Origin of the sequence: Shewanella sp. SR44-4, assembly GCF_014163715.1 — a bacterium.
In the GTDB taxonomy this organism is placed as follows: domain Bacteria; phylum Pseudomonadota; class Gammaproteobacteria; order Enterobacterales; family Shewanellaceae; genus Shewanella.
The window spans coordinates 87,438-113,862 of the sequence record NZ_JACJDU010000006.1 but is presented as its reverse complement, the minus strand read 5'-3'; the positions used below and the strand labels follow the sequence as shown (position 1 = coordinate 113,862).

The 26,425-nt window shown below is 41.8% G+C and carries 22 protein-coding genes; 12 read left to right on the top strand and 10 right to left on the bottom strand.

Annotation, left to right across the window (positions count from 1 at the left end):
• Positions 1 to 9: 9 nt before the first annotated feature.
• From H5125_RS04950 to H5125_RS04920, 7 genes are all read left to right on the top strand, one after another.
• Complete coding sequence (locus tag H5125_RS04950; protein WP_182743689.1) at positions 10 to 894, top strand: RimK/LysX family protein; 885 nt, start codon at positions 10 to 12, stop codon at positions 892 to 894.
• A 551-nt stretch (positions 895 to 1,445) separates the two neighbouring features.
• Positions 1,446 to 4,313, top strand: coding sequence for an ExeM/NucH family extracellular endonuclease (locus H5125_RS04945; RefSeq protein WP_182743688.1), 2,868 nt, complete (start codon positions 1,446 to 1,448; stop codon positions 4,311 to 4,313).
• Between the two features lie 479 nt (positions 4,314 to 4,792).
• Positions 4,793 to 5,776: a phenylalanine--tRNA ligase subunit alpha gene (pheS, locus tag H5125_RS04940; RefSeq protein ID WP_059745381.1), complete on the top strand. Its 984-nt coding sequence runs from the start codon at positions 4,793 to 4,795 to the stop codon at positions 5,774 to 5,776.
• 15 nt (positions 5,777 to 5,791) lie between these two features.
• Positions 5,792 to 8,179: a phenylalanine--tRNA ligase subunit beta gene (gene pheT, locus H5125_RS04935; RefSeq protein ID WP_182743687.1), complete on the top strand. Its 2,388-nt coding sequence runs from the start codon at positions 5,792 to 5,794 to the stop codon at positions 8,177 to 8,179.
• Positions 8,180 to 8,182: 3 nt separating this feature from the next.
• The gene (ihfA, locus tag H5125_RS04930) at positions 8,183 to 8,482 is read left to right on the top strand and encodes an integration host factor subunit alpha (protein ID WP_011637176.1); all 300 of its coding nucleotides are present in this window, start codon (positions 8,183 to 8,185) and stop codon (positions 8,480 to 8,482) included.
• A gap of 315 nt (positions 8,483 to 8,797) precedes the next feature.
• Positions 8,798 to 9,733 (top strand): lauroyl-Kdo(2)-lipid IV(A) myristoyltransferase, encoded by a 936-nt coding sequence (lpxM, locus tag H5125_RS04925; RefSeq protein ID WP_101087555.1) that lies wholly within the window; start codon positions 8,798 to 8,800, stop codon positions 9,731 to 9,733.
• A gap of 48 nt (positions 9,734 to 9,781) precedes the next feature.
• Positions 9,782 to 10,651 (top strand): mechanosensitive ion channel family protein, encoded by an 870-nt coding sequence (locus H5125_RS04920; protein ID WP_101087556.1) that lies wholly within the window; start codon positions 9,782 to 9,784, stop codon positions 10,649 to 10,651.
• A gap of 83 nt (positions 10,652 to 10,734) precedes the next feature.
• On the opposite strand, the gene hisIE is transcribed toward H5125_RS04920, so the two are convergent.
• The 8 genes from hisIE to hisG all read right to left on the bottom strand — a co-directional run bounded on the left by hisIE (position 10,735) and on the right by hisG (position 18,033).
• Complete coding sequence (gene hisIE, locus H5125_RS04915) at positions 10,735 to 11,355, bottom strand: bifunctional phosphoribosyl-AMP cyclohydrolase/phosphoribosyl-ATP diphosphatase HisIE (protein ID WP_101087557.1); 621 nt, start codon at positions 11,353 to 11,355, stop codon at positions 10,735 to 10,737.
• 52 nt (positions 11,356 to 11,407) lie between these two features.
• The gene (gene hisF / locus H5125_RS04910) at positions 11,408 to 12,181 is read right to left on the bottom strand and encodes an imidazole glycerol phosphate synthase subunit HisF (protein ID WP_101087558.1); all 774 of its coding nucleotides are present in this window, start codon (positions 12,179 to 12,181) and stop codon (positions 11,408 to 11,410) included.
• On the bottom strand, positions 12,163 to 12,900 hold the full coding sequence (hisA, locus tag H5125_RS04905) for a 1-(5-phosphoribosyl)-5-[(5-phosphoribosylamino)methylideneamino]imidazole-4-carboxamide isomerase (protein ID WP_182743686.1): 738 nt from the start codon (positions 12,898 to 12,900) through the stop codon (positions 12,163 to 12,165). The genes hisF and hisA overlap by 19 nt, the downstream gene beginning before the upstream one ends.
• Positions 12,897 to 13,547: an imidazole glycerol phosphate synthase subunit HisH gene (hisH, locus tag H5125_RS04900; protein ID WP_182743685.1), complete on the bottom strand. Its 651-nt coding sequence runs from the start codon at positions 13,545 to 13,547 to the stop codon at positions 12,897 to 12,899. The genes hisA and hisH overlap by 4 nt, the downstream gene beginning before the upstream one ends.
• Before the next feature lie 9 nt (positions 13,548 to 13,556).
• A complete protein-coding gene (gene hisB / locus H5125_RS04895) occupies positions 13,557 to 14,624 on the bottom strand; it encodes a bifunctional histidinol-phosphatase/imidazoleglycerol-phosphate dehydratase HisB (RefSeq protein WP_101087561.1) in 1,068 nt (355 codons plus the stop codon).
• Positions 14,625 to 14,704: 80 nt separating this feature from the next.
• The gene (gene hisC / locus H5125_RS04890) at positions 14,705 to 15,754 is read right to left on the bottom strand and encodes a histidinol-phosphate transaminase (protein WP_182743684.1); all 1,050 of its coding nucleotides are present in this window, start codon (positions 15,752 to 15,754) and stop codon (positions 14,705 to 14,707) included.
• Between the two features lie 87 nt (positions 15,755 to 15,841).
• Entirely contained in the window at positions 15,842 to 17,128 is a 1,287-nt protein-coding gene (gene hisD / locus H5125_RS04885; protein WP_182743683.1) for a histidinol dehydrogenase, read from the bottom strand.
• Between the two features lie 5 nt (positions 17,129 to 17,133).
• A complete protein-coding gene (gene hisG, locus H5125_RS04880; protein WP_101087564.1) occupies positions 17,134 to 18,033 on the bottom strand; it encodes an ATP phosphoribosyltransferase in 900 nt (299 codons plus the stop codon).
• Between the two features lie 809 nt (positions 18,034 to 18,842).
• Here hisG and H5125_RS04875 point away from each other — a divergent pair.
• Both H5125_RS04875 and H5125_RS04870 read left to right on the top strand, forming a co-directional pair.
• Positions 18,843 to 19,727, top strand: a complete 885-nt coding sequence (locus tag H5125_RS04875) for a diguanylate cyclase domain-containing protein (protein ID WP_101087565.1) — start codon at positions 18,843 to 18,845, stop codon at positions 19,725 to 19,727.
• A 233-nt stretch (positions 19,728 to 19,960) separates the two neighbouring features.
• Positions 19,961 to 20,344 (top strand): Fis family transcriptional regulator, encoded by a 384-nt coding sequence (locus H5125_RS04870; protein WP_182743682.1) that lies wholly within the window; start codon positions 19,961 to 19,963, stop codon positions 20,342 to 20,344.
• Positions 20,345 to 20,399: 55 nt separating this feature from the next.
• On the opposite strand, the gene H5125_RS04865 is transcribed toward H5125_RS04870, so the two are convergent.
• On the bottom strand, positions 20,400 to 20,951 hold the full coding sequence (locus H5125_RS04865; RefSeq protein ID WP_182743681.1) for a DUF1569 domain-containing protein: 552 nt from the start codon (positions 20,949 to 20,951) through the stop codon (positions 20,400 to 20,402).
• Between the two features lie 160 nt (positions 20,952 to 21,111).
• Complete coding sequence (locus H5125_RS04860; RefSeq protein ID WP_162022925.1) at positions 21,112 to 22,455, bottom strand: hypothetical protein; 1,344 nt, start codon at positions 22,453 to 22,455, stop codon at positions 21,112 to 21,114.
• A gap of 348 nt (positions 22,456 to 22,803) precedes the next feature.
• Between H5125_RS04860 and H5125_RS04855 the strand changes: the two genes are divergently transcribed.
• The 3 genes from H5125_RS04855 (at position 22,804) to H5125_RS04845 (ending at position 26,388) form a co-directional block, all read left to right on the top strand.
• Complete coding sequence (locus H5125_RS04855) at positions 22,804 to 23,817, top strand: permease (RefSeq protein ID WP_182743680.1); 1,014 nt, start codon at positions 22,804 to 22,806, stop codon at positions 23,815 to 23,817.
• 16 nt (positions 23,818 to 23,833) lie between these two features.
• Complete coding sequence (locus H5125_RS04850) at positions 23,834 to 24,064, top strand: thioredoxin family protein (RefSeq protein ID WP_182743679.1); 231 nt, start codon at positions 23,834 to 23,836, stop codon at positions 24,062 to 24,064.
• Between the two features lie 398 nt (positions 24,065 to 24,462).
• Positions 24,463 to 26,388, top strand: a complete 1,926-nt coding sequence (locus H5125_RS04845) for an ATP-dependent DNA helicase (protein WP_182743678.1) — start codon at positions 24,463 to 24,465, stop codon at positions 26,386 to 26,388.
• Positions 26,389 to 26,425: the final 37 nt, after the last annotated feature.

The window sequence follows — 26,425 nt, the reverse complement described above, 5'->3', positions numbered from 1 at the left end:
GGATTGATCATGTTTAAAAGAATTGTGATTTCGACTCTGCTGTGTTTGCTTTCTATATCTGTTTTTGCGAGTGATAAAACCGTTTTAAGTCAAGTTGAAACCATGACCGTCGCTAAGTCAGGACTACAATATAATGCTCGCATTGATACAGGTGCCGTGAACACTTCACTGCACGCTGTCAATTTAGAAATCCTTGGCGGTGCATCCAAAAAAATGAAAAGCAATGTTGGTAAAATTGTTGAATTCACTACTGAAAATGAACGTGGTGAGAAAAAACGCATTCAAGCCGAAATTGTCAGTACTTCAAGGGTGAAAAACTCTCAAGGTATTGAAACTCGTTACATGGTGAAGCTTGATATAGGTTTTCCTGATCAATTGCATAATATTCATGTTAACTTACGCGATCGTAGCCACATGAATTACAAATTACTTATTGGGCGTAACTTTTTAAAACATAACTACATTGTGGATGTTTCTGACAAAAAGACCATTGGTCCTTTAGCAGAGCTGAGCATTAAGCAAACTGGCTTAATGTACAATACGCGTATCGATACCGGCGCCGTTGAAAACTCATTACATGCAGTTAATATTCGAGTCGAGAATGAAGATAAAGTGAACATTGAAAATAACATTGGTAAGATGATTACGTTCACCACAGCGAATGAAAAAGGCGAAAAAGCTGATGTTCGCACCAAAATTCGGGGCACATCGTTAATTCGTAATGCACAAGGTACAGAAAGGCGTTATATGGTGAGGTTAAGTGTTGGTGAACCTCGTCATGAATTTATAGTCGATGTGAATCTTAAAGACCGTACCAAAATGGGTTATAAATTATTAATTGGCCGAAATTGGTTACAAGGTCACTATATGGTTGATGTGTCTAAAAAGCATTAATTGCTTATTATTGGTCAATAACATCAGTCAATAACATCGGTCAATAACGCTGGTCAATAACATCGTTCAATAACATCAGCTAACAATACCGCTCAATATGAGCGGTATTTTTTTGGCTGTTTTTCACGCCTAGGTAACCAAAAAAGATCGTAGAAAGAGGTGTGTGAATAAGCGGTAGTTAGGCGCGGTTGTTGACTGAAATTGCTTTTGTATTCACTGCAACATCTTTGCAACCTTATTGTCATCCGTAATCGTTATAGTAAGCGCTGATTGAGCTATGTAGCCTCAACGCGGGATCATAAATGCTTATCAAACATGCGCTTATTTCGCTATCGCTGTTGTATCAACTTACAACTCGCACACTATTGATTCGTCAATACGGTTTGTTAGCAAAACAATGGCAAGCTTGATATTGATGATTTGAACATAAACGGATCTTTATCTGTTTATTACAACGGTTATTCCGAGCTGAGGTTATACCAAGCAATAAAATATCAATTGAATAATTAAATTAACTCATTGGATTTATGGATAATGAATAGGGGTTCACTATGTTAGTTCAAAAGTCGTTGCTCGCGATATCGATATCATCTTTAATGGTATTCAATGTTGCTGCTCAAGATGTGCTTATTTCAGAGTACATAGAAGGCAGCAGTAATAACAAAGCTATAGAATTGTACAATCCAAGTTCGACAGCGATAGATTTGAGTAATTATGTGTTGTCGTTTTATTTTAATGGCAATACCGCAGCGACAACCAATATTGCATTGAATGGCAATATTGCAGCCAACTCAACGTTTGTTATCGCCGATAATGACGCATCTGCAGAGATCCTTGCGCTTGCTCAACAGACTAGTACAGCGAGCTTTTTTAATGGTGATGATGCCATTGTACTCAGTCACAATAGTGTAGTGATCGACTCTTTAGGACAAGTGGGTACAGACCCCGGTTCACAATGGGGAGCAGGTGATTTATCGACCCAAAACAATACTCTTCATCGTGACGCCACTCAATTAATTGCCGATACCATCATTGACGACGAAGTCACATTTACTGGCTGGCAAGGTTTTGCTCAAGATGACATCAGCGATTTAGGTGTTTTCGCGGGTAATGATTCAGGTCCAACAGATCCGGTAGACCCAGTAGATCCAACTGAGCCAATAGAATTTGTCTGTTCACAAAGCGCAGTCGCAATCCATGACATTCAAGGGATGGATGACACAAGCCCTCTAGTGGGTTCAGACGTGGTGGTTGAAGCGATTGTGACGAGTAATCAACAAGCTGGGCTAAAGGGTATATTTATCCAAATGGCTGACAGCGAAGTCGATGCTGACATTAACACCTCAGAAGGTATTTTTGTTTACAGCGGTAATCAATCACTTGACGTGAATGCCGGTGATAGAATTCGTTTACAAGCTTCTGTTGCCGAATATCAAGGCACAACTCAGTTGTCTAATGTGACTCAATTTGCGTTATGTGGTACTAACCTACCATTGCCTGTGGTTGCTACTGTCACATTGCCGTTAGCCGACAATCAACAACTTGAGCGTGTTGAAGGCATGCGAGTAATATTCGATCAATCTCTGGTGGTCAATGAAGTGTATAACTTAGGCCGTTATGGTGAAGTATCATTAGGCAGTAGTCGCCATTTTATCGGTACTCAAGTTGCTTTACCTGGTGCAGCAGCGCTGGCAGTGACTGAAGCGAATGCCAGAGATAGTATCTTGTTGGATGATGGCTTAACCAGCCAAAATCCTGAACAGATACCTTATCCAGCTCCAGGGTTATCAGCCTCAAATACCTTACGGGTAGGCGATTCTGTTACCGGGCTCGAGGGTATTATGCATTATGGCTTTAGCCAATATCGTGTGATGCCAACTCAAGTGGTCAATGTAGTGCAAAGTAACCCGCGACAATCTACTCCAGAGTTAGCGCTTGGCGCAGATCTTCGTGTCGCCAGTTTCAATGTGCTTAATTATTTCAACGGTGATGGCAACGGCAATGGATTTCCGACTGATCGCGGCGCCGACACATTATCTGAATTTGAGCGTCAACGCGTGAAAATTATCAGTGCAATGCATGCCATTAACGCTGATGTATTTGGTTTAATGGAAATTGAAAATGACGGCTATGGTAGTGATTCAGCCATTAACGACTTAGTCAGCGGATTAAACCAAGCTATGGGAGCGGAGGTATACGCTTATGTTGTGCCTTCAGTGGCACAAATAGGTTCCGATGCAATTGCTGTGGGAATGATCTACCGTGCTGATAAAATCACTCCAACAGGTGATGCTCAAATATTATCTTCAGCTAATTCGCCTGTTGATGGAAATGGCGCGGCATTGTTTGATGACGGTAAAAACCGTCCGATGTTAACGCAATCATTTATGCTCAATGGCCGTGAGGACAGCATTGTTGTCGCCGTAAACCATTTAAAATCAAAAGGAAGTAGTTGCGACAGTAACAATGATCCTGATTTATTGGATGGCCAAGGTAACTGTAATTTAACCCGTACCCGGGCAACAGATGCTATTGGGCAATGGTTAATGGAGCAGTATCCAGAGCAAAAAATCTTGGTAATGGGTGATTTAAATGCTTATGCCAAAGAAAATCCACTCACTCAACTTGCCAGCCATGGCTATAGCGAATTAAATGAACATCTTGGCAGTGTTAATTCATACTCCTATGTGTTCTCGGGTGAGTCAGGCCAATTAGACCATGCATTAGCAAACCAAGCGTTATTGGATAATGTATTAGCCATAACGGAATGGCACATCAATGCTGACGAGCCAAGGATCCTTGATTATAACCAAGAGTTTAAATCTGCTGCTCAGATACAAGATTTGTATCAAGCTGATGGCTTCCGCTCTTCAGACCATGATCCTGTGATTGTTTCACTGCAATTTGAGGTGAAAAATGAGCTCCCAATCGCCAGTTTTGATCATCAAATCAATGGTAGCCAACTACAGGTTCAGTCTACCTCTGTTGATAATGATGGTGATATTACGTCATTAGAATGGGATTTTGGTGATGGTACTATCGTTAATGGTACTGTTGCTAATGGAGAAACGGCTTCACATCAATATCTGCAATCAGGTAATTATCAAGTTCAGCTTACTGTTACTGACAATAAAGGTGAGGTTGTGACAACCGTGAAAACCATAAATGTGCTTGTTGAACCGGCTAATATTGCGCCAACTGCACAAATACACTTGGTTAACTTATGGTTTATGAAATTATTTATTTCAACGAGCTATGACCAAGACGGTTTTATTAAACATCAGAACTGGCTATTTAATAATGGTCGTAAAGCACATGGGCCAATCGCGTTTAGTTTCAGTCGTCGCGATAAAGTTGTGTCACTGACGGTAGTCGATAATGACGATGAAAAAGACACTGCAATACTCAATTTTAGATAGGTAAATATTGTCGATATGTGAATAATTATTCACGAAAAATAATGAAGAAGGCGCAACATGCGCCTTTTTTATTGTGTTTTCTCCGCGTAAACCGACCTTTATGATGACTGTTCAACGGCACTAAATTGTTGCATGCAAGCTCAATAGACATTCATCTATTCTCATCATCAGCAGACCGACGATTTTGCTTAGCAAGACTGTTAGCTTATTACTTGTCGTCACCGATACACACTAAGAGGGGTAATTGTAGTTAAATACAACTATTTGCCATTAAATATACCAATAATGACTAGTAAATTTAGACTCGCTAACGTAAAATTTCACTCTTTTATTTTAACCTCAGTTTTGATGGTTTATTTGTCATAATAAGCGTCAAACTACCGCGTCGTCACTCACTACCGAGTTATCACTTTTGTGTACTCGCATAGCCGACAAGACGCCCAATCGCATTTAAATGCAAAAATGCAGTGGATGATAACATGCAGCAGTTAACCGAGATCGTAGAACAAGCCTTAGAAGTCATTGATAAGGCCAGTGATCTAAAGACATTGGATGATATCCGTGTCGATTACCTTGGTAAAAAAGGTAAAATCACTGACATGATGAAAATGATGGGATCATTAAGTGCAGAAGAAAAACCTGCCTTTGGTGCCGCAGTCAATCAAGCTAAACAAGCCGTTCAACAGCAGTTGACTGAGCGTATTGACGGATTAAAAGCATCTGAGTTAGAAGCCAAATTAATTGCTGAAAATATTGATGTGACTTTACCCGGTCGTACCTTAGATATCGGTGGTTTACATCCGGTTACGCGTACTATCGAACGTATTGAAACCTTCTTTGGTGAGTTAGGCTTTGTTGTTAAGCAAGGTCCTGAAATCGAAGATGATTTCCATAATTTCGATGCGTTAAATATTTCTGAGCATCATCCTGCTCGTGCTGATCATGACACTTTTTACTTTAATCCTAAAGTGATGTTACGCACCCAAACATCGGGCGTACAAATTCGCACGATGGAACATGAAAAGCCGCCACTTCGGATCATTTCTCCAGGCCGTGTTTATCGTAATGATTACGACCAAACTCACACGCCAATGTTCCACCAAGTTGAAGGGTTAATGGTTGCTGAAAACGTTAACTTTGCCGAGCTTAAGGGCATTTTGCATGATTTTTTACGTAACTTCTTTGAAGAAGACTTAGAAGTACGTTTCCGCCCATCTTACTTTCCATTTACAGAACCTTCAGCCGAAGTAGACGTGATGGGAAAAAACGGTAAGTGGTTAGAAGTATTAGGCTGTGGCATGGTACATCCAAATGTATTGCGCAGTGTGGGTATTGACCCTGAAAAATACTCTGGTTTTGCTTTTGGTATGGGTGTTGAGCGTTTAACCATGTTGCGCTACGGCGTAAATGATTTACGTGCCTTCTTCGAAAACGATTTACGTTTTCTTAAGCAATTCAAATAACGGAGCAAAAAGTAGATGAAATTCAGTGAATCTTGGCTTCGTGAGTGGGTTAACCCATCAGTAAGTCGTGACGCATTATCACACCAAATCACCATGGCCGGTCTTGAAGTTGACGGTATTGATGCCGTAGCTGCCGATTTTAGCGGTGTTATTATTGGCGAAGTGGTTGAATGTGGCCAACACCCAGATGCAGACAAATTATGCGTCACCAAAATCAATGTTGGCGGCGATGAGCTTATCGACATTGTTTGTGGAGCACCAAACTGCCGTTTAGGCTTAAAAGTGGCTGTAGCAATGGTTGGCGCTGTGTTACCTGGCGATTTTAAAATTAAAAAAGCCAAGTTACGTGGTCAACCGTCAATGGGCATGTTGTGCTCGTATGGCGAGTTAGGTATGGACATCGAAAGTGATGGCATTATCGAATTACCACAAGATGCGCCTTTAGGCGTCAATGTGCGTGAATACTTGCAATTAGATGACGCCATTATTGATGTTGATTTAACGGCTAACCGCGCTGATTGTTTAGGCATGGCAGGGCTTGCACGTGAAGTGGGCGTATTAAATCGCCAAGCAGTGACAGAGCCTTCCTGGGAAGCGGTAACGGCCACTATCGACGCGCCGTTTAGCATAAATGTTGTTGCACCAGATTTGTGCCCACGTTACTTAGGCCGTGTGGTTAAAAACATCAATGTCAAGGCTGCTACGCCATTATGGATGCAAGAAAAATTGCGTCGTAGTGGTATTCGCTCAATTGATCCCATCGTTGATATCACTAACTATGTGTTGATCGAATTTGGTCAGCCAATGCATGCGTTTGATTTAAATGCTTTAAACGGCGGTATTACCGTGCGTTTAGCTGATGGTGTTGAAAAGCTAACCTTACTGGATAGCAACGAAATTACCGTTCCAAGCGATACCTTAGTGATTGCAGACGACAAACAAGCGGTTGCGCTTGCGGGTGTGTTTGGCGGCGAAAGTACCGGTGTGAATGAAAACACCCAAGACATTCTTTTAGAGTGCGCTTTCTTTGCACCATTAGCCATTATGGGTAAATCTCGTCGCTTAGGCTTACACACAGACGCGTCACACCGTTTTGAACGTGGTGTAGACCCTGAGTTGCAACATAAGGTTATGGACCGCGCTACACGCCTTGTATTAGATATTTGTGGTGGTGAAGCCGGGCAGGTGATTGAAGCCGTGTCTGCTGAGCATTTGCCCGCAGCCGCTAATATCACTTTGCGTCGTAGCAAGTTAGATAAAAGCTTAGGTCACTTTATTCCAGATTCTGACGTGGTTGAAATTCTAGAACGTTTAGGTTTTAGCGTGCAGACCAGCGGTGATGTATGGCATGTGACAACGGCTACCTATCGCTTTGATATGGCGATTGAAGAAGATTTAATCGAAGAAGTCGCCCGCATTTACGGCTACAACAACATTCCTAATATCGCCCCTCAAGCGGCGTTAAGCATGCCAGATCACAAAGAAGCGGATATTTCGTTAAAACGTGTGCGCAGTATATTTGTGGCTCGTGGTTTCCAAGAAGCGGTGACCTACAGCTTTGTCGACCCTAAGATGCAGAACATTGTTCATCCTGGCGAAGAAGCCATGGTATTGCCTAACCCGATTTCTGTCGAAATGTCAGCAATGCGCTTATCAATGTTTACTGGATTATTGACCGCAGTAGGCTATAACCAGAGCCGTCAGCAAAATAGAGTACGTTTATTTGAGACCGGTTTACGCTTTGTTCCTGATGCACAAGCAGATTCTGGAGTTCGTCAACAAGCTATGCTGGGCGCGGTTATTTCCGGTGTTCAAAACGAAGAACATTGGTCAATGGAATCGAAAACTGTCGACTTCTTTGATTTAAAAGGTGATTTAGAAGCAATAATCGGCTTGACAGTTGCCTCTACAGAATTTAGCTTTAGAGGGGCAACACATCCTGCGCTGCATCCAGGTCAATGTGCTGAAATATTACGAAATAATCGAGTCATTGGTTACATCGGTGCTATCCATCCTAGTTTGGAAAAGCCGTTTGGACTCAATGGAAAAACAATTGTTTTTGAGTTAGAACTGGATGCATTATTGCACGCCCGTTTGCCGCTAGCCCAAGCTGTATCTAAGTTTCCTGCCAATCGTCGCGACATCGCGGTAGTAGTAGATGAAACAGTTTCTGCAACTGATGTTATGAATTTGATAAGAAAAGTTGGCGAAAATCAGTTGGTTGGCTTAAACTTGTTCGATGTATACCAAGGTAAAGGTGTTGAGCCAGGCAAAAAGAGCCTAGCCATCGCACTTACGTTACAAGACACTACTCGTACACTTGAAGATAAAGATATTACTGAGACTATGGAATCAGTGGTATCGGCTCTAAAGACCGAGTTCAACGCATCGTTGAGGGATTAAAGTATGGCACTTACCAAAGCCGAAATGGCAGAACATCTTTTTGAAACATTGGGCATTAACAAACGTGTGGCTAAAGAGATGGTTGAGTCTTTTTTTGAAGAAATTCGTGAAGCACTCGAAAGTGGTGAGCAGGTCAAGTTATCTGGCTTTGGCAACTTTGACCTTAGGGACAAGAATCAAAGACCGGGAAGGAACCCGAAAACTGGTGAAGATATTCCGATTTCTGCACGCCGTGTTGTTACCTTCCGTCCTGGACAGAAGTTAAAATCACGTGTCGAAGCGGCAAACTCGGGTAAAAAATAGTTCACTAGTTAATACGCCAATCCGAACGGATCTGTATTACGAAGAGCCACTCTTAATTGAGTGGCTCTTTTGTTTTTGAATTTGGTGAATGTAACCCACCGTTTGCAGCATCAGCTTGATATTGGCATGGTAACCAGTGTATTCAATAAATCTTGCCCAGGCTGTTCTAAAGTAGGTGTGAGTAAGCTGTGCAACAAAGACGTTTGCTATTGTCTGGTATAATTTCTGTTTCACACTCATTAATCACTAGTATAATGCCTTCGCTATAATATGATTTTTTACCGTGGGTCACGGTCAGTTTATTTGGAGTTTCTTTTGGCACGACAAGCAAAATATTTTGATACTCGCTTTAATAAATCACTATTGCATCCTCGTTACTGGGGAACATGGCTAGCTATCGCTGTGTTGTTTCTATTTGGCGTACTTCCCGCAAGCGTAAGAGATCCCATTGCGAGACTATTGGCTCGAGTCGTGATGAAAGTGGCCAAAAAACCATTGCGAATAGCAAAGGTGAACATTACCCATTGTTTTCCAGAAAAATCAGCTGAACAAGTCGATGAATTAATCAAAAAAAATGTTGAGACATTTGTCATTACTTTATTATCGCAAGCAGAGCTGCTTATTCGTTCTACCGCGCACCTTAAACGACGTATTCAACTTAACGGTTTTGAGCATGTTAAAGCAGCTCGCGATGCTAAGCAGCCGATTATTTTCATCATGCCGCATGTATGGCCGATGGAGTACGCAGGTCTTCGTATTAACATGGAAATACCTTTAGTGACTATGGCTAAGGCTCATCGCAATGGGTTATTTAATTGGTTTAGTAACCGGATGCGCAGCAGTCAAAATGGTCGCGTGTATATGCGTGAAGCAGGCATCAGAGCATTGTTAGCAGAGTTAAAAAATGATAACAGTTTTTTCTATTTACCAGATGAAGACTTAGGCCCTGAACAGAGTGTGTTTGCACCTTTTATGGGTACTGTTAAAGCGACATTACCCGTAGTAGGGCGCTTAGCTCAAGCCGGCAACGCACAAGTTATGCCTGTTAAAATAGGATACGATCAACAAGCTAAACAATTTATTATGACAGTGATGCCAGCGGTGAATCCTGATGAAATGATTGGCAAAGAAAACGAAGCTATCGCATTAAACAAAGTGGTTGAACAAGTCATTAATGCTTATCCAGAGCAATATATGTGGTTTTTGAAATTACTTAAAACTCGTCCTCCAGGCGAGCAAGAATTTTACTAAAATATAACGACTACTATGATATGAACACAATAATAATAAGAGGTTTATATGGATTTTAATGAGTTATTAGCGGCTTTATCGTTTGTGGTATTCACTTATGATAATCATCACATCACCTTATTGCAGCTGTTGCAAGTGCCTCTCTACATATTTTTAGCGTGGTTTATTATCACTCGTGTTGGGCGATTGATTGTTAAAGCACTAAAACGTCGTAAAGTGGGCGCAGATGCAATTCACTTGTTCACTCGCATGTATTTTATTATCAGTATTGCGGTGCTGGTGTTTACCAGTATGGAAATTTTAAATATTCCATTAACGGCATTTGCGTTTGTGTCTGGTGCGATAGCCATTGGGGTCGGTTTTGGTGCACAAAACATTATCAATAACTTTATCAGTGGTTGGATTTTAATGTGGGAACGGCCAATCCGTATCGGTGACTTTTTAGAAGTCGGTGAAGCCCGTGGAGTAGTGGAGTGTATTAATACTCGCTCAACCTTGATACGCCGAAATGACGGGGTGCACATGCTAGTGCCTAACAGTCAGTTACTGGAAAATACCGTAACTAATTGGACCTTGATCGATAAAAATGCACGTACATTTGTTCGTGTAGGTGTCGCTTACGGTTCGGATGTGATTAAAGTGCGTGAGCTGATTTATCAAGTTATTGCTGAGCGGGATGATATTCTGCCGCAACCTAAACCTTCTGTCTTATTTGAGGACTTTGGCGACAACGCATTGATTTTCGACTTAATATTCTGGGTCAGTGCAGTGTCAGAAACGGATATCCGCCGCCGTCGTAGCGAAATTCGCTTTAGAATGTATGAACTATTTAACGAGAATAATGTGGTGATAGCATACCCACAACGTGATTTGCATGTTAATGGTAATTTGACGATAACGCAAAGTCATAAAATGTAAATAAAACCATTTTTATATCAATGTATATCAACAAAAAAGACGCCGTAGCGTCTTTTTCTATTTAATGCAGAAGGACTCGAAAACTACTTGGCTTTATTGTGGCGATCTAATAAGTTTTTATTAATATCAGCCATTGATAAGCCTTGGTCTTCAAGTAACACGATTAAGTGATACATCAAATCAGAGGCTTCATTCACAAGCTCCTCTTTATCATGAGTCGCAGCAGCAAGCGCAGTTTCTAAACCTTCCTCACCGACTTTTTGGGCGATACGCTTAGTACCACGTTCAAATAGCGAGGCAGTATAGCTTGACTCAGCACTTTGGCCTTTACGTGAAATAATCAACTTGGTTAGATTATCGATAAAAGGATGCGCGTTACCATCTTTCCAGCAGCTTTCTGTCCCAGTGTGGCAAGTTGGGCCGTTAGGAATAACTTGAACTAGAAAACTGTCGTTGTCGCAATCTTTGTCGATAGCAATGAGATCAAGCGTGTTGCCTGAGGTTTCGCCTTTGGTCCATAAACGTTGTTTAGAACGACTAAAAAAAGTGACTTGTTTGGTGGCTAAGGTTTTCTCTAATGCAGCTTGGTCCATGTAACCTAGCATGAGGACTTTGCCCGTTAGGTGGTGCTGTACAACCGCTGGGATCAAGCCTTGTTGCTTGTCCCAATCTACGCCTGTGCTATCAAATTTGATGTCTGTCATCTGTAATCTCTTTTTGGGTAAGGCTATTTTCTAGTTTCGTAAAAGTCTAAGCCTATAAACGAATCGCGATGTTATTGGCGTGCAAGTATTGTTTTAACTCACCAATATCAATGATGCCTTTATGAAACACGCTTGCTGCTAATGCGGCATCAACCTTGGCAAGTTCAAACACTTCTTTAAAGTGCTCCATGGTGCCCGCACCGCCAGAAGCAATTAACGGTACATCGCAAATGGCGCGTACAATGCTGAGTTGTTTGATGTCATAACCACCGCGCACGCCGTCTTGGTTCATGACGTTCAATACAATCTCGCCACAACCGCGTTTTTGCACTTCTTCAACCCAATCCTGAGTATACCATTGAGTGTCTTTGGTAGCGGCTTCATCCCCGGTAAACTGTTTTACTTTGTAACTATCGCTGACAGCATCGTAAAATGAGTCAATGCCGATAACGATACACTGGCGGCCAAACTCATCTTGTAGGCGTGATATTAAACTCGGGTCGCTTAATGCAGGCGAGTTAATCGATATTTTATCAGCACCAAAGGCGAGTTTTTCGCGTGCTTGCTCGATGGTTTTAATGCCCCCGGCGACACAAAACGGAATATCAATTTGTTCAGCTACGCGGCTAACCCAAGATTTATCGATAACGCGGTCGTGCGCGCTGGCGGTAATGTCATAAAACACTAACTCATCAGCGCCTTCTTCTGCATAACGGGCGGCGAGGGGAACGATGTCTCCAACAATCTCGTGATTGCGAAACTGCACCCCTTTAACCACTTTACCTTCGCGTACATCAAGACACGGAACTATGCGTTTGGCCAGCATTGTATTGCCTCCTTAACGGTAAATTGGTTAATCAGTAAAGCTTTACCGATAATAATGCCCGATGCTTTGCTGTCGCGTACAGCGGCAACATTGTCAAGTGTTGCAATGCCACCAGAGGCTTGCCAAAGGATATGGGGATACGTTGCGGCAAGTTCCGTGTAGAGCTCGGTATTGGCGCCTGTTAAGGTGCCATCACGGCTAATATCAGTCACTAAAGCATGCTTAAGACCGACGGTTTCAAATTCAGCCACTAACGACTCTAATGACTTACCGCCACCCGATTGCCAGCCCGATACGGCGACAATTTTGTCGCCGTTATCGTTAATATTGACATCAAGAGCTAAACAAATGGCACCGCTGCCGTATTTTACAAACCAACTTTTGACCAGTTTAGGCTCTTTGACTGCAAGAGAGCCTATCACCACACGTTTAACCCCAATGGCTAATAATTCCGCGACTTGCTCTTCGCTGCGAATACCGCCGCCGACTTGAATATCAACATCAAGTCCCGCAGCAAGTTCAGCAATTAATTGAGTTTGGCGTTTATTCGGATCTTTAGCACCCGTTAAGTCAACGATATGCAGCAATTTTGCCCCTTGGGCTTGATAAGACTGCAATTGTACCAGTGGACTTAAGTCAAAGGTGGTCTGTTTGTCATAGTCACCTTGGTACAAGCGCACCACTTGGCCGTCAATTAAATCAATGGCAGGAATAATCACTGTGGTGTCCCCATGTTTAAGAAGTTCTGTAAAATTTGTGCGCCTACTTTGGCACTTTTTTCTGGGTGGAATTGCACCCCAAAAAAGTTACCTTTACCAATGGCGGCACTGAATGACTCGCCATAAGTGCTGCTGGCTAGGGTGTACTCACTGATTGGTGCACGGTAACTGTGAACAAAATACACGTAGCTGCCATTTTCAATGCCAACAAATAATGGGTGATCGCTCACCTCTATTTGATTCCAGCCCATGTGTGGCAGCGGTAAGCCTTTACTGTCTAGGTCGCCAATGTCTGTCGGCACTAATCCTAGACAGGTGATATTTTGCTCGCTGCGGCCGCCATGTTCATTAGACAATGATGCCAGCATTTGCATGCCTAAACACACGCCCATAACAGGTTGCGTTAAGCTTTTAATTAGCTCGATAAGGTTCTTTTGTTTTAGGGCATCCATGGCCGCACCAGCGGTGCCAACACCCGGTAGTACCACTCTTGCGGCGCTGCGGATGACATCAAAGTCAGCACTGACTAAGACATTGGCATTCAGGCGCTCAAAAGCAAACCGTACAGAGCTTAAATTGGCACAGCTGGTATCAATAATCACGGTAAGATCATTGCTAGCGTTTGAAGTATTCGATACTTGTGTCACATGAACTCCTTACAGCACACCTTTGCTTGATGGCAGTATGTCACCTTCGACTTTCACCGCTTGGCGAAGCGTACGGCCTAACACTTTAAACAGTGCTTCTACTTTGTGGTGATCGTTATCGCCTTTCGATCCAATGTGCAAAGTGCAACGTAGGCCATCAGCGAATGAGCGGAAGAAGTGAGGCACCATTTCGATGGCCATTTCACCGACCATTTCACGATCAAAGTCAGCATTGAATTTTATGAATGGACGACCAGAAATGTCCATTAAACATTCGCCACTGGCTTCATCCATAGGTAAGCTAAAACCAAAACGAGCGATACCGCGTTTGTCGCCTAATGCCTGGCGAATGGCATCGCCAATAGCGAGGGCCGTGTCTTCTACGCTGTGGTGGTCGTCAATTTCTAGGTCGCCGTCAACATGCACGTCCATTTTAAAATTACCGTGGGTTTGAATTTGATCCAGCATATGGTCAAAAAAGCCAATCCCGGTTTCAATCTTACCTTTGCTTTGGTTGTCTAAGTCGATGGTGACTTTGATGTCGGTTTCTTTGGTGGTACGCACTACCGTTGCCACGCGACCTTTACTTAATAAAGCGCTGGTTATAGCGTCCCAGTCGAGTGTTTGACGATTATATTTAAAGCTTTTAATGCCCATGGCATTAGCGAGCTCAACGTCAGTTTCACGATCGCCAATTACCGCGGATTCGGTAAAATCTACTTTACCTTGGGTTAAGTAGTCTTTTACTAAGCCAAGTTTAGGCTTACGACAGCTGCAGTTTTCATCATTAAAGTGTGGACAGATAACCACATCGTCAAAAACGACACCTTGGCTTGAAAAAATTTGCATCATCATGTCGTGCGGGGCATCAAAGTCTGCTTTTGGAAACGAAGGTGTGCCCAAACCGTCTTGATTGCTGACCATGACTAAACGGAAACCGGCTTTCTGCAATTTAAGTAACGCTGGGATCACTTGTGGTTCAAACACTAATTTAGCCAAACTATCGAGTTGTTTATCGATGGCTGGCTCTTCAACTAATGTACCGTCGCGGTCGATAAAAAGGATTTTCTGTTTCATGCTAACTACCTTAATGGTGATATCTAATTCTTATTTATGATGTATAGGGTATTGACCGATATGCAACGTGCACTAACGCACTAACCAAATAACTGAACAATCACATCGGTTTGTTTGGCTGATGTAAAGCTAAAACGAATCGCATCAGCAAGGCGTGGGTCTTTGTATGCTCGAGCAACCACGCCGGAATCGCTTAATCGTTTAGCGGCTGCTTGTACATCGTCAAATTGGGCTAAAACATAGTTACCGTTGGCAGGTAACACCTTAGCGCCATAGGCTGTTAATGCAACGCTTAAGCGTTTGCCTTGTTCAATTAAACTGGCGACTTGAGTTCGCATAGTGTCAATGCCAGCAGGACTTAACGCTTTTACCGCAAGGTCTGACACCGGTAATGGCACCGGGTAAGGGGCGATGACTCGCATGACTAAGTCAATAATGTCATCACTGGCGAGCATAAAGCCACAACGTGCACCTGCTAAAGCAAATGCTTTTGATAATGTGCGCAACACCACAAGGTTAGGGTAGGCGCCAAGTAAATCTGCCACGCTGTAGTCTGGGCAAAACTCAATGTAGGCTTCGTCTACCACCACAATAGCTTTAGGTGCTGCGTTAATAGCTTGTTCAATTTTGTCTTTTGCAATCACGGTGCCGGTTGGGTTATTTGGGTTACAAATAAATACAATTTTGGCATTGCCGATTTGTGTTGGCCACGCATCCGGTAACTGATATTCATCGGTTAAACTTAACGCTGTGACAGCTACATTAAAGGTTGCAGCACTAATTGAATACATTCCATAAGTTGGACCAAAACAAGCAATACTGTCGACGGCAGGGATACAAAATGTACGAATGAGTAATTCGATCGCTTCGTCGGCACCGCGACTGGCAATAATATTACTTGCCTTAACGCCTGAATAACGGCTGTAAGCATTGATGAGTTCAGCAGGTTGGCATTCTGGGTAACGATTCACTTTATCAAGCGGGCTATTATTGAATGGCGATTCATTGGCGTTAATCCAAATATCACCGCGACCACCAATTCGTCTGGCACTCTGGTACGGGGTTAATGTCAATAATTCGGGTCTAACCAACTGCTTTGGATCAAAAGACGCTGCTACGGTCTGGCTCATGGCGGTGTTCTCTACTTTCTACTCTAATAGGGTGCTAACTAGCGCTTAGCGATAGCGCTGACAATATGAATGACTCACTACTCACTACTAAAAACTGGCTAAACGAATGGCGATAGCATTTTTATGTGCATCTAATAATTCATTTTCTGCCAACACCATCACAGTGTTACCTAAAGTTTCAAGCCCTTGTTGGCTGAGCTCTTGCACTGTAAAACGTCGACTAAAATCGGCTAATGACAAACTTGAAACTGAACGGCTATAACCATAAGTCGGTAAAACATGGTTAGTACCGCTAGCATAATCGCCCACAGACTCTGGGGTATAAGCGCCTAAAAAGACGGAGCCGGCACCGCGAACTTGCCTAAGCACGTCACGTGGGGCAGTAGTTTGAATAATTAAATGTTCTGGGCCATACAAATTAGACACTTTTGCAGCTTGCGCCATATCGCTAACAATAATACTGCGGCTGCATTCTAGTGCTTGTGCGGCGATGTCTTTACGGCTCAACTGTGCTAATTGTTCAGTTAACGCTTGGTTGACTTGCTCTGCCAGTGTTAATGAGTCAGTCACTAACATTACTTGCGAGTCAACACCATGTTCTGCTTGGGATAATAAATCGGCCGCAACAAAACCAGGATTTGCATCTTTGTCGGCAATCACTAACACTTCAGACGGACCTGCAGGCATGTCTATTGACACACTAATACGGCTGTCCTGTGACACTAATCGTTTTGCTTCAGTCACATAACGATTACCCGGACCAAATATTTTATCTACGTTCGGCACCGACTCTGTCCCAAATGCTAATGCCGCAATGGCTTGGGCACCACCCACCTGGAAAATATCAGTAATACCACAGACATTGGCGGCATAAATAATCGCATCATTAATCGGCGGTGGACTGACTAACACACGCTTTTCGCAACCGGCAATTCTTGCTGGTAACGCCAACATCATTACTGTGGATATTAATGGAGCTGTACCACCGGGAATATATAAGCCGACTCGCTCGATGGGTTCACTGCGCAATTCACAACGAATTCCCGCTTGAGTTTCTATATCAACACCCTGAAACACCTGCGCCTTGTGAAAGGTTTCAATGTTGTTCACCGCTTGCGCAACAGCTTGTTTGACGTCGTCACCTACACGTGCACATGCTGCCGCAATGGCGTCAGTTGATAATGCGAGCTCAGTCAGTTCAACACCGTCAAATTGCTTGTTATAAGCCAGTAATGCGCTATCACCTTGAGCGTTGACTTGCTCAATAATGTCACGAACACGTTGCTCTACACTTGCATCACCAATTAATGGCGAACGCGCTAACGTTTGTCGTTGTTGTTCAGTAGATAAAGAAGCCCAATCGAGAATTTGCATTTGTGTTACCCCATCATTTTTTCAATAGGCATGACCAGAATTGAGCTTGCACCTAGTGCGGTTAATTCTTCCATAGTGTCCCAGAATAAATCTTCTGTGCTTACTACGTGAATTGCCACACGATTAGTGTCGTCATTAAGTGGTAATACGGTTGGGTTTTCAGCGCCTGGGAGTAGGGCAACGATTTGATCTAACGTTTCAATTGGAGCGTGCAATAAGATGTACTTACTTTCACGGGCACGGATAACGCCATTAATACGCGATAAGATTTTGTTGATTAGAGCTTGTTTTTCAGTAGATTGAGTTTTGTTTGATTGAATAATGCAAGCCATTGAGCGGTAAATGACTTCGGTTTCATACAAGCCGTTCGCTTCAAGGGTTGCACCGGTCGAGACTAAATCACAAATGCCATCTGACAATCCTGCCCGTGGCGCGACTTCAACAGAACCTTTAAGCATACAGTCGCTGTAGTTAATGCCTTTTTCTAGCATAAAACGGCGCAGTAAGTTCGGGTAAGATGTCGCGATGCGCAGACCTTCTAGTGAGTTGGCATCTTTATATTCAAACTCATTAGGTACCGCAAGTGATAAACGACATGAACCAAAATCTAATTCACGTAATTTAGTGCATTCAGCCGGTTTACCTGCTAGTTGGCGCTCTATTTGTTCTTCTTCTAGAACGTTTTCACCGATAATACCTAGGTCGACAACTCCATCCATTACTAAGCCTGGAATATCATCATCACGAACGCGTAATAAGTCGATTGGCATGTTGTCTGCGTGTGCAATCAAGCGTTGCTCATTAACGTTAAATTTAACGCCACAGCTTTTCAGCAATTGTTGAGATTCTTTAGATAAACGGCCTGATTTCTGGATGGCTATACGTAAACGCTTTGACTCACTCATGTGATAATTCCTTATGTATTAAATATAAAATGTGTAAATTTAACTGCTTAAATAAAAATAAAAATTTAGAAACAAAAAACCCCTGAAATTCCTTCCAGGGGTTTATGTGAATAATTGTTCACCACCAGAAGGATATCGTCCTTCGGCAGTTAGCATCCGAAGGCTACCGCATATGGTGATGATGGTGGATTGTAGTCACTTGGATGTTCATTTCAGTACTCTTTATTTGATATTAGTAAATCAGTTCAAATGAGAGATTATGCACTCATCTGATGTCGTGTATATCGACTTGCAGTTAACTTAACCGCATTTATGCTTGTTTGCAAGAGCGGATAAAGCATTAATGTTATTTAATTACCATATTTTTTGCATAAGATATGCTTTCTTGTCTGTTTGTGATCATTAGAGCCGATTAAGAAAGCGTTAACAACACAACTGCTTAATATTTTAGCTATCAATGCCCTTGGGGATTAACCTCTACTTGTTGTTTGTCAATAAATGACTTTGAGAACTCAATAAATACAAAGGGTAGACCGTTAGCGTAATGACGCCTCCCATTTGGCACTCTATATCACTTAGGTTAATGATACCGTTTAATGGCTTGATTCTTATGCAACAAGAGCCGTGTGCTAGTCGATTATTCAAGGGATAAATGATGTTTTAGTGTGATGAAACTTGTTCCTTTAGTCTTTATGAATCGCAATGTTTAAATCATATCGTTATAAGCCATTGAGTTTATTGGACGCTACTTATAAGCTGGCGTGTATTACGCTTTATTAATTTAGCTAACTTCTCGAGGTACGCACAGTATGAAGACCATTGATGTAGTGGCGCTTAGAGATGTTATGGACTTAATGCTCGATGCAGTTTGTGTGGTTGATAAAGCAGGAAATTTTGTGTTTGTTAGTGCTGCATTTGAAGATATTTTTGGATACTCTCCTGACGAAGTGATAGGCAAACCTATGCTTGACCATGTTTATCCTGAAGACGGTATAAAGACACTTAAAGTCGTTGAATCATTGCTGAGTGGCAAAAAACTACCTCGTTTTGAAAATCGTTGGGTTCGTAAAGATGGCAAAATAATTGATATTCTTTGGTCGGCACGATGGTCTGAAGATCACCAGTTTAGAATTGCAGTTGCTCACGATATTACTGAACGAAAATTAATGGAGCAGCAACTTCATTACATTGCAGGACATGATCCATTAACAGAATTACCTAATAGAGCATTGTTGTTTGGGCGTTTACAAACATCGCTTGGACTGGCGCGTCGCGAAGGCTCTCATCTTTCTTTGTTATTTATCGACATTGATGGGTTTAAACATGTTAATGACAGCTATGGGCATCTTGTTGGTGACAAGCTACTTAAGAATATCGCTCAGCGTTTGCGTGATTGCGTTCGTAAATCAGATACGGTTGGACGTTTTGGTGGCGATGAATTTGTCGTTGTACTAAATGGTATTGATTCAGTTGATAGTGTGTTGTTTATTGCAGAGAATATTCGACTTGAACTGGAGAAAACTTATCAATTTGATAGCCTTAATTTGCAACTTTCACCGAGTATTGGTGTCGCTCGTTATCCCGATAATGGTGCTGATGAGCAGCAATTAATTCAATATGCAGATCAAGCTATGTATAGAGCAAAAAATGCTGGAGGGAACCGGATCGATACTGGTGTAGACCATCTTAAGTAGGGTTACGGTTTAGGGCCTGTTGATCTTTCAAGGCTGTTTTTGCAAAGATAAACAGGCCCTCGTCATTAGCTCAAACTTTAACAAGAGTTATGTAACGAAATAGCCGTTCATCATTAATGGTCACCAGAACTATGGTTAACGATATGTCTGCGCATAAAAACATAATGTACTCGATAGCTTTTAATATGATGATGTATTCATCTAGTTGTACAGATTAGGAAGAACATTTTAGTATGCGAAAAACCGATAAAAAAATCGATAATAAATTAAGAGAGGGGTTAACCGTCGTATGCGAACATGCACTGGATGGCTATCCTGGTTTTGCATGGATTACGCACGTCGTTGATTACACGACATTCCCCAAGAGCTTACGAATTATTTGTATATTTGATACTGAAACACAACTAACGCAATTTAATCAAAGTGGTCATAAAGCGCTACTGTTAACGCTAATTCAACGCACCCTTGCTCAATACCAGATTGATCTCAAAAATATTAATCAACATGTTAGCTTTGATACTGAAACTGCTTGTGATCAGCAACATCATGGTAATTGGGCGTTGCGATTACATAATGCCAGTAGTATCGATAAAAACGGGCTATCTAAGCTGCACTAACGTTGTATTGGGATTTTGTTTAAGCTCTTGATATTTAATGTTAATTTTTTAACCGTTAACTCATTAGATTAAAGTTCTGTTGGTGATTATAAAAATGCAGTACATGGGCAAGCTCGTAATCTGCTTTGTTTAATTCACCATAAGCAAAATGTGGTGCCAAATCAGTTTTATATTGTTGAAAATCTTTTAAAGATTGTATTAGCCTAGCGAGTGCTTGATTAACATCAACACTGCGGTCTAACTCTGGCGCAGCAGGGATTGGTTCGGCTAAGTTATGAGACATTGCGCCTTTAGTGGCAAATACGGTGAATGCCAGCGCCCCGACAGTTTGTTTAAAGAGTGCTGATTTATGCTCTGGAAACCCGCTCATTGAAAATTCAACACTTTGCGCGCAATGTGTAAACACTTCAGCACTGTTCCACTTGCCAGTGCTTAAACCTGCAAGTTGTTCGGTTGATAACATCGTTAACTTATTCAACTTGGCTAATAGTGCAGCAATGTTCAGTTGTGTTGGATCATTGCCTTGGCTTAACCATAATGCACTGGCACCAGTTAATCCTACCGCAGCGCCTAACATTCCCACTTTTAAAAACTGTCTGCGTTGCATTATGTGGCCTTTTTGGTCGGCATTAACTTACTATTTAATGTCATCATCATCAACTTAACGATTGTGTGCATCTGTGTGGATTGCTTATTTCTATAACAAGATGTTAATTGCCGTGGCAATCAATAGAACAAGCTCGTTAGCCAAATAATCAAATGGCTACTCAAGGGTAAATAATATTCGATGATGTCAGCTGCAATTGTATTTGACTGCTTATTTCGGCTTTTTGACTGGCTGTTAAGAGGGTTGAGTTATCAATTGCTGTCATCGCTGCTCGTTTGTCAAACCCACTCCAGACATTGACGGTACTGGCAATAGATTCTAATCGAGTCGTGGCATCATTAATGCGTTCGGCTACATTAAACGCTTGTTGTGGATCTGTTTGGCTCAACTGGGCTGATCGTTGACGAAAAGCAATATCTTTGTTGTCATCGGACAGCGAGTTAATTACCTGCAAAAAATCGACTTCCGAATTTTCTGCGAGGGCGTAGCTAGCGTTAATGATAATATCCCGCTGAACATTCGCTTCATAATTATCTATTCGCGCTAGCATCATATTGGGTTCCACACTGGCTATTTCAGCTAAGGCACTGTTGAAATAATCTTGATTTAAATCGTAAGCTTGTTTTTGATTGTTTAAAAATACTAAAGCAGCCTCAGGATCTGTTTCTGCCATTTTTCGAGATACAATATATATCCCGCTGGCACGTTGCTCTACGGCAATAGTATCTAACCAATCGACAGCATCTTGAGTATTCTTTTCAACCAACTGATATACCATCGATGTAATAAGATAATTAGTCGATTCATTTAATGGCAGTGATGAAATGAGATTGGCGGCTTCGTTAGGTGACTGTTCAATGTAGTAATACATGGTATTTAAGTACATTTTTAACGTTGATTGAGTTTCTGTTTGCAATTTTAACCATTCAAATGCGGCTATTGCATCGGTGTTGGCCCATGAGTCGACAATCGACATGATGATCGACGACTTCATTGGTTCTACTGCTAATAACTCTACATCGCTTAATGCTTGCTGCGGATTTACAGACGCTAAACCACGTAAATAACCGTCGAGTAATGATTCATATTGTTCAGTCGACTTTTGCTGTTCTAGCCATGAAATGACATTTGAAAATTGCATTTTCCCCGCTATTTCTAAAATTAATCCATATAAGTCTTCATGTTGCGTTTCTTCGGCAACGAGTAATGCTTCTAGAGGGTCTTGTTCGGCCAGTTGCATGATGCGAAAAATCGACATGTAAGGCGTTTCATCATTGCCTAACGATGCCTTAAATGCTTCTCGGTCGTGAGTGTTCTGGGTTACATCATTTACCGAAGTAAGATTAGCTTGACCTACAGAGACAAATTTTGAAGTGTTGCCTTGTGGTGTTTTGGACAATAAATCGGCATGTTCGGTAGTGTCTGGGGTGTCACTAGGCCATATCAGCGGATAACTGATAAACCCGATACACCAACTTATAACCACTACAATTAACCATTTCATTATTGCTTTTCCTTAAGCTTATTGACTGTGTTCAAAGATCTCTAGGGCTACGTTATTATGATGCCGTTAACATTGCAACGAATTATTCAGTAATAGATTTAATAAAAACGAGTTTAACTGACTAATTTTTATATTAATTTATCATCGACATTTAAATTTTGAGTTTGAATAAGTCATCATAGGTAAAACTGACAAAAACGAGACATTCCACTTAGAAAAAAATTAACCCGATATTATTTCGGATAATCTATGTTTATTTTTATCATCAACAAAATCGAGACCTGGATCTTATATTGCGACTAAAAATAAGGCTATCTTTACAGTAGTGTTTTTATAGAGCAATAACTTATGTTTCAGATTTTTTCTGATTTTGCATCTTGGCTTATATACAGTTTATTGGGGTTGTCGCCAGAGACCAAACTCGGAGATGCGCTGCATTTTTTTGTTGAAGACGTCACTAAAATTTTTGCTTTACTGCTGGTGATGATTTATTTCATTGCCCTCATCCGGGCTTCGTTAAATGTTGAGCGTGTCAGAGATTATTTAGCAGGTAAACACCGAGGATTAGGTTATTTAATGGGATCAGGTTTTGGTGTCATAACGCCATTCTGTTCTTGTTCGAGCATTCCTGTTTTTTTAGGTTTTACCTCTGCCGGGATCCCATTAGGGATCACCATGAGCTTTTTGATTACCTCGCCTTTAATCAACGAAGTCGCAATATTACTGCTTATGAGCTTATTGGGGCTCAAATTTACCTTATTGTATATTGCCGTTGGAATGAGTGTGGGAATGTTAGGCGGCCTGTTTCTTGACAGTATTAAGGCTGAACGTTGGCTACAGTCGTTTGCGGCCGAAGCCTTAAAACGTGGTCAGCAGAAGGGGGTTGGCAATACTGCTGATGATAGTGGCAAAGTGCAAACTATGTCATTGCCACAAAGGCATCAATTTGCCAAAACTGAGATGCTAGATATATTCGGCCGAGTGTGGAAATGGGTCATCATTGGGGTGGGTTTGGGCGCGGCGCTGCATGGCTTTGTACCAGACGGTTGGATTGAAGCGCATTTGGGCGACGGACAATGGTGGTCTGTTCCTGCTGCGGTGTTGCTCGGCATTCCACTTTATTCCAATGCGACAGGTGTTATTCCGATTATGGAAAGCCTTATTATCAATGGTTTACCAATAGGTACCACATTAGCATTTTGTATGAGCACTGTAGCGGCCAGTTTTCCTGAATTTATTTTGTTAAAGCAAGTCATGCAATGGCGTTTACTGGCAATATTATTTAGCCTTCTATTAGTTTCATTCACTTTAGTGGGGTGGATATTTAATGCATTTGCTCCGTTGCTATCATCTACGAATTAGTCACAAGGAACAATAAATGAAAATCATTAAAGTATTAGGTTCAGGTTGTAAAAAGTGTCTTGAAACTGCTGAGCTTGCCCAAGCTGTTGCCGACGAAAAAGGTGTTGCTATAAAAATAGAAAAAGTAACCGATATGACGCAAATTATGGCTTATGACGTAATGAGTACGCCAGCGGTAGTGGTTGATGAAAAAGTGGTCCATAAAGGCAGTAAACCCACCAAAGAACAGATGGCAATGTGGATATAGAAGATATGTTTTACGGATGATTTTGTGATGCCTGATATATTGTCATTTGACTTATTTGGTCAAAATCGGCCGAAAAAGTCACGAGCATAAGTGTTAAACGCAAGGTTACCAATGAAAAAGTGGTATTTGAATTCACCCCTGAACACCACATTCAAAACCTGTTCTCTGAATTACTAAAAAATAAACGTTTGATTATATTTTATACGAGTCAAGAAATGCTGAGTCACGCTGGTGGCCAGCATTTTTTGTTTCTGGTCTAAATTTAGTCAAATCATCGATATTGTTTATACAACTGCCTTTACAACTTTTGGTGATAAACAGTTGGAACATGATGCCGTTATAAGCATAATAGCCCAAATCACACTACATCAGCATTAGCGCGATAATTTGAGGATGCTTTGAGCTCTACACTTACCCAATCTGTAATCCATGAATTTAGCGATCGCGGTGCGTTAGCCAAACATGTGCATCATTACCACCATCGACAAAGTCAGACAGATATGGCCGTTGCGGTCAGTGACGCTATTGCTAAAAAGCATAATCTGATTTTAGAAGCGGGTACTGGTGTGGGTAAAACCTATGCGTATTTAATTCCGGCCTTACTCAGCGGCAAGCAAGTGGTTGTGAGTACCGGCAGTAAAAATCTGCAAGAGCAGCTATTCCTCAAAGATCTCCCCGCATTACTTGCCATGTTAGATGTACATGTACCGATTGCGTTATTAAAAGGGCGTAACAATTATTTATGTCAGTTACGTCTTGAAAAGCAGATGCAAAATGCCAGTCAATTTAGCGAATATTATATTGATGATTTACTCAAGATTAACCAATGGGCACATCTAAGCAAAGATGGCGATATCGGCAATTTAACCTCGGTGGCAGAGCATTCAGAGGTTATTCCTAGCATTGTGAGCACCAAAGAAACCTGTACGGGTAAAAAATGCGATCATTATGATGTGTGTTTTACCCGTAAAGCACGTATTAGGGCCATGGAGGCAAAAGTGGTGGTGGTTAATCACCATTTATTTTTTGCTGACCGATTGCTAAAAGACACCGGGTTTGCCGAGTTATTGCCAGATCCTGATGTGGTTATTTTTGATGAAGCCCATTTGGTGCCAGATATTTGCATTAACTACTTTGGCAGCCATATCTCCAGTCGCGAAATTGATCAGTTGCTTAATGGCATCATTAAAATACACAAACAACTCATTCGCGACAGTATTCAAATAGAGCAACTGTCGCAACGTGGGCTGTTGGCTTTGAGTGACTGGCACAACGCTATGTACGACAACCAAGTAACTGATTGGCGTAAAGTACTCGCCAATAAACACTTAGCGACAGTATCGTGGGCACTACAACAGGCACTTACCGACCTTACCAATGTAATGCGTCATCATCTTGGGCGTGAAGACCAACTCGACTTAGCGTTTGAACAATTGCATGAGCTTGCTGAAAAGCTACAAGACTATTTTGAATGCAAAGACATGCAAGCGGCTTATAGTGTCGAGTTAGGTCCGCGCTTTATCCTGTTAAGACTGAGTCCTATCAATGTGGCAAAACAATGCCAGCAGCTGTTTGATGCCAAAACTCGCTGGATTTTCACCTCGGCTACCTTACAAGTAAACCGAAGTTTGGGCCATTTTGCGACTGAGCTAGGCTTGTTATCAGCGCAACAAATCATTTTAGACAGTCCATTTGATTACCCTAATCAAGCGGTATTTTGTGTACCGCGCCATTTAGGTAAAGTAGGGCAGTCGCAACATACGGTAAAACAATTAGTCGATGTGTGTATTCAAGCTATCAACGCGGCTCAAGGCCGTACGTTCATATTGTTTACTAGCCATCAAATGCTCGAACAAGTTGCATCCGCTTTACAAGGTAAAGTCGCTTATCCTTTACTGGTACAAGGCCAAGCCAGTAAACAAAGTTTGTTAAATAAATTTAGGCAGTTAGGTAATGCCGTTTTACTCGGTACCAGCAGTTTTTGGGAAGGCGTCGATGTTCGCGGTAAGTTACTCAGCTGCGTGATTATCGATAAGTTGCCGTTTGTATCGCCAGATGATGCCTTATACAAAGCCCGTGCAGCCAATGCCGAACGTCAAGGGCTTGACCCCTTTAACCATATTTCCCTGCCACAAGCGGTCATAAGTTTAAAGCAAGGCGTCGGGCGGCTAATTCGTGATGAGAAAGACCGTGGTGTGCTTATTTTGTGCGATAACCGTATCGTTAACCGCGCTTATGGCCAGGCGTTTATTAATTCTTTGCCACCCATGCAACGCACACGTGACTTAGACCGTGCATTACAATTTTTAAAACAAATCCCTTAAGCTTTTTAAAACCGTACGCATCAGTTATCATATTGAG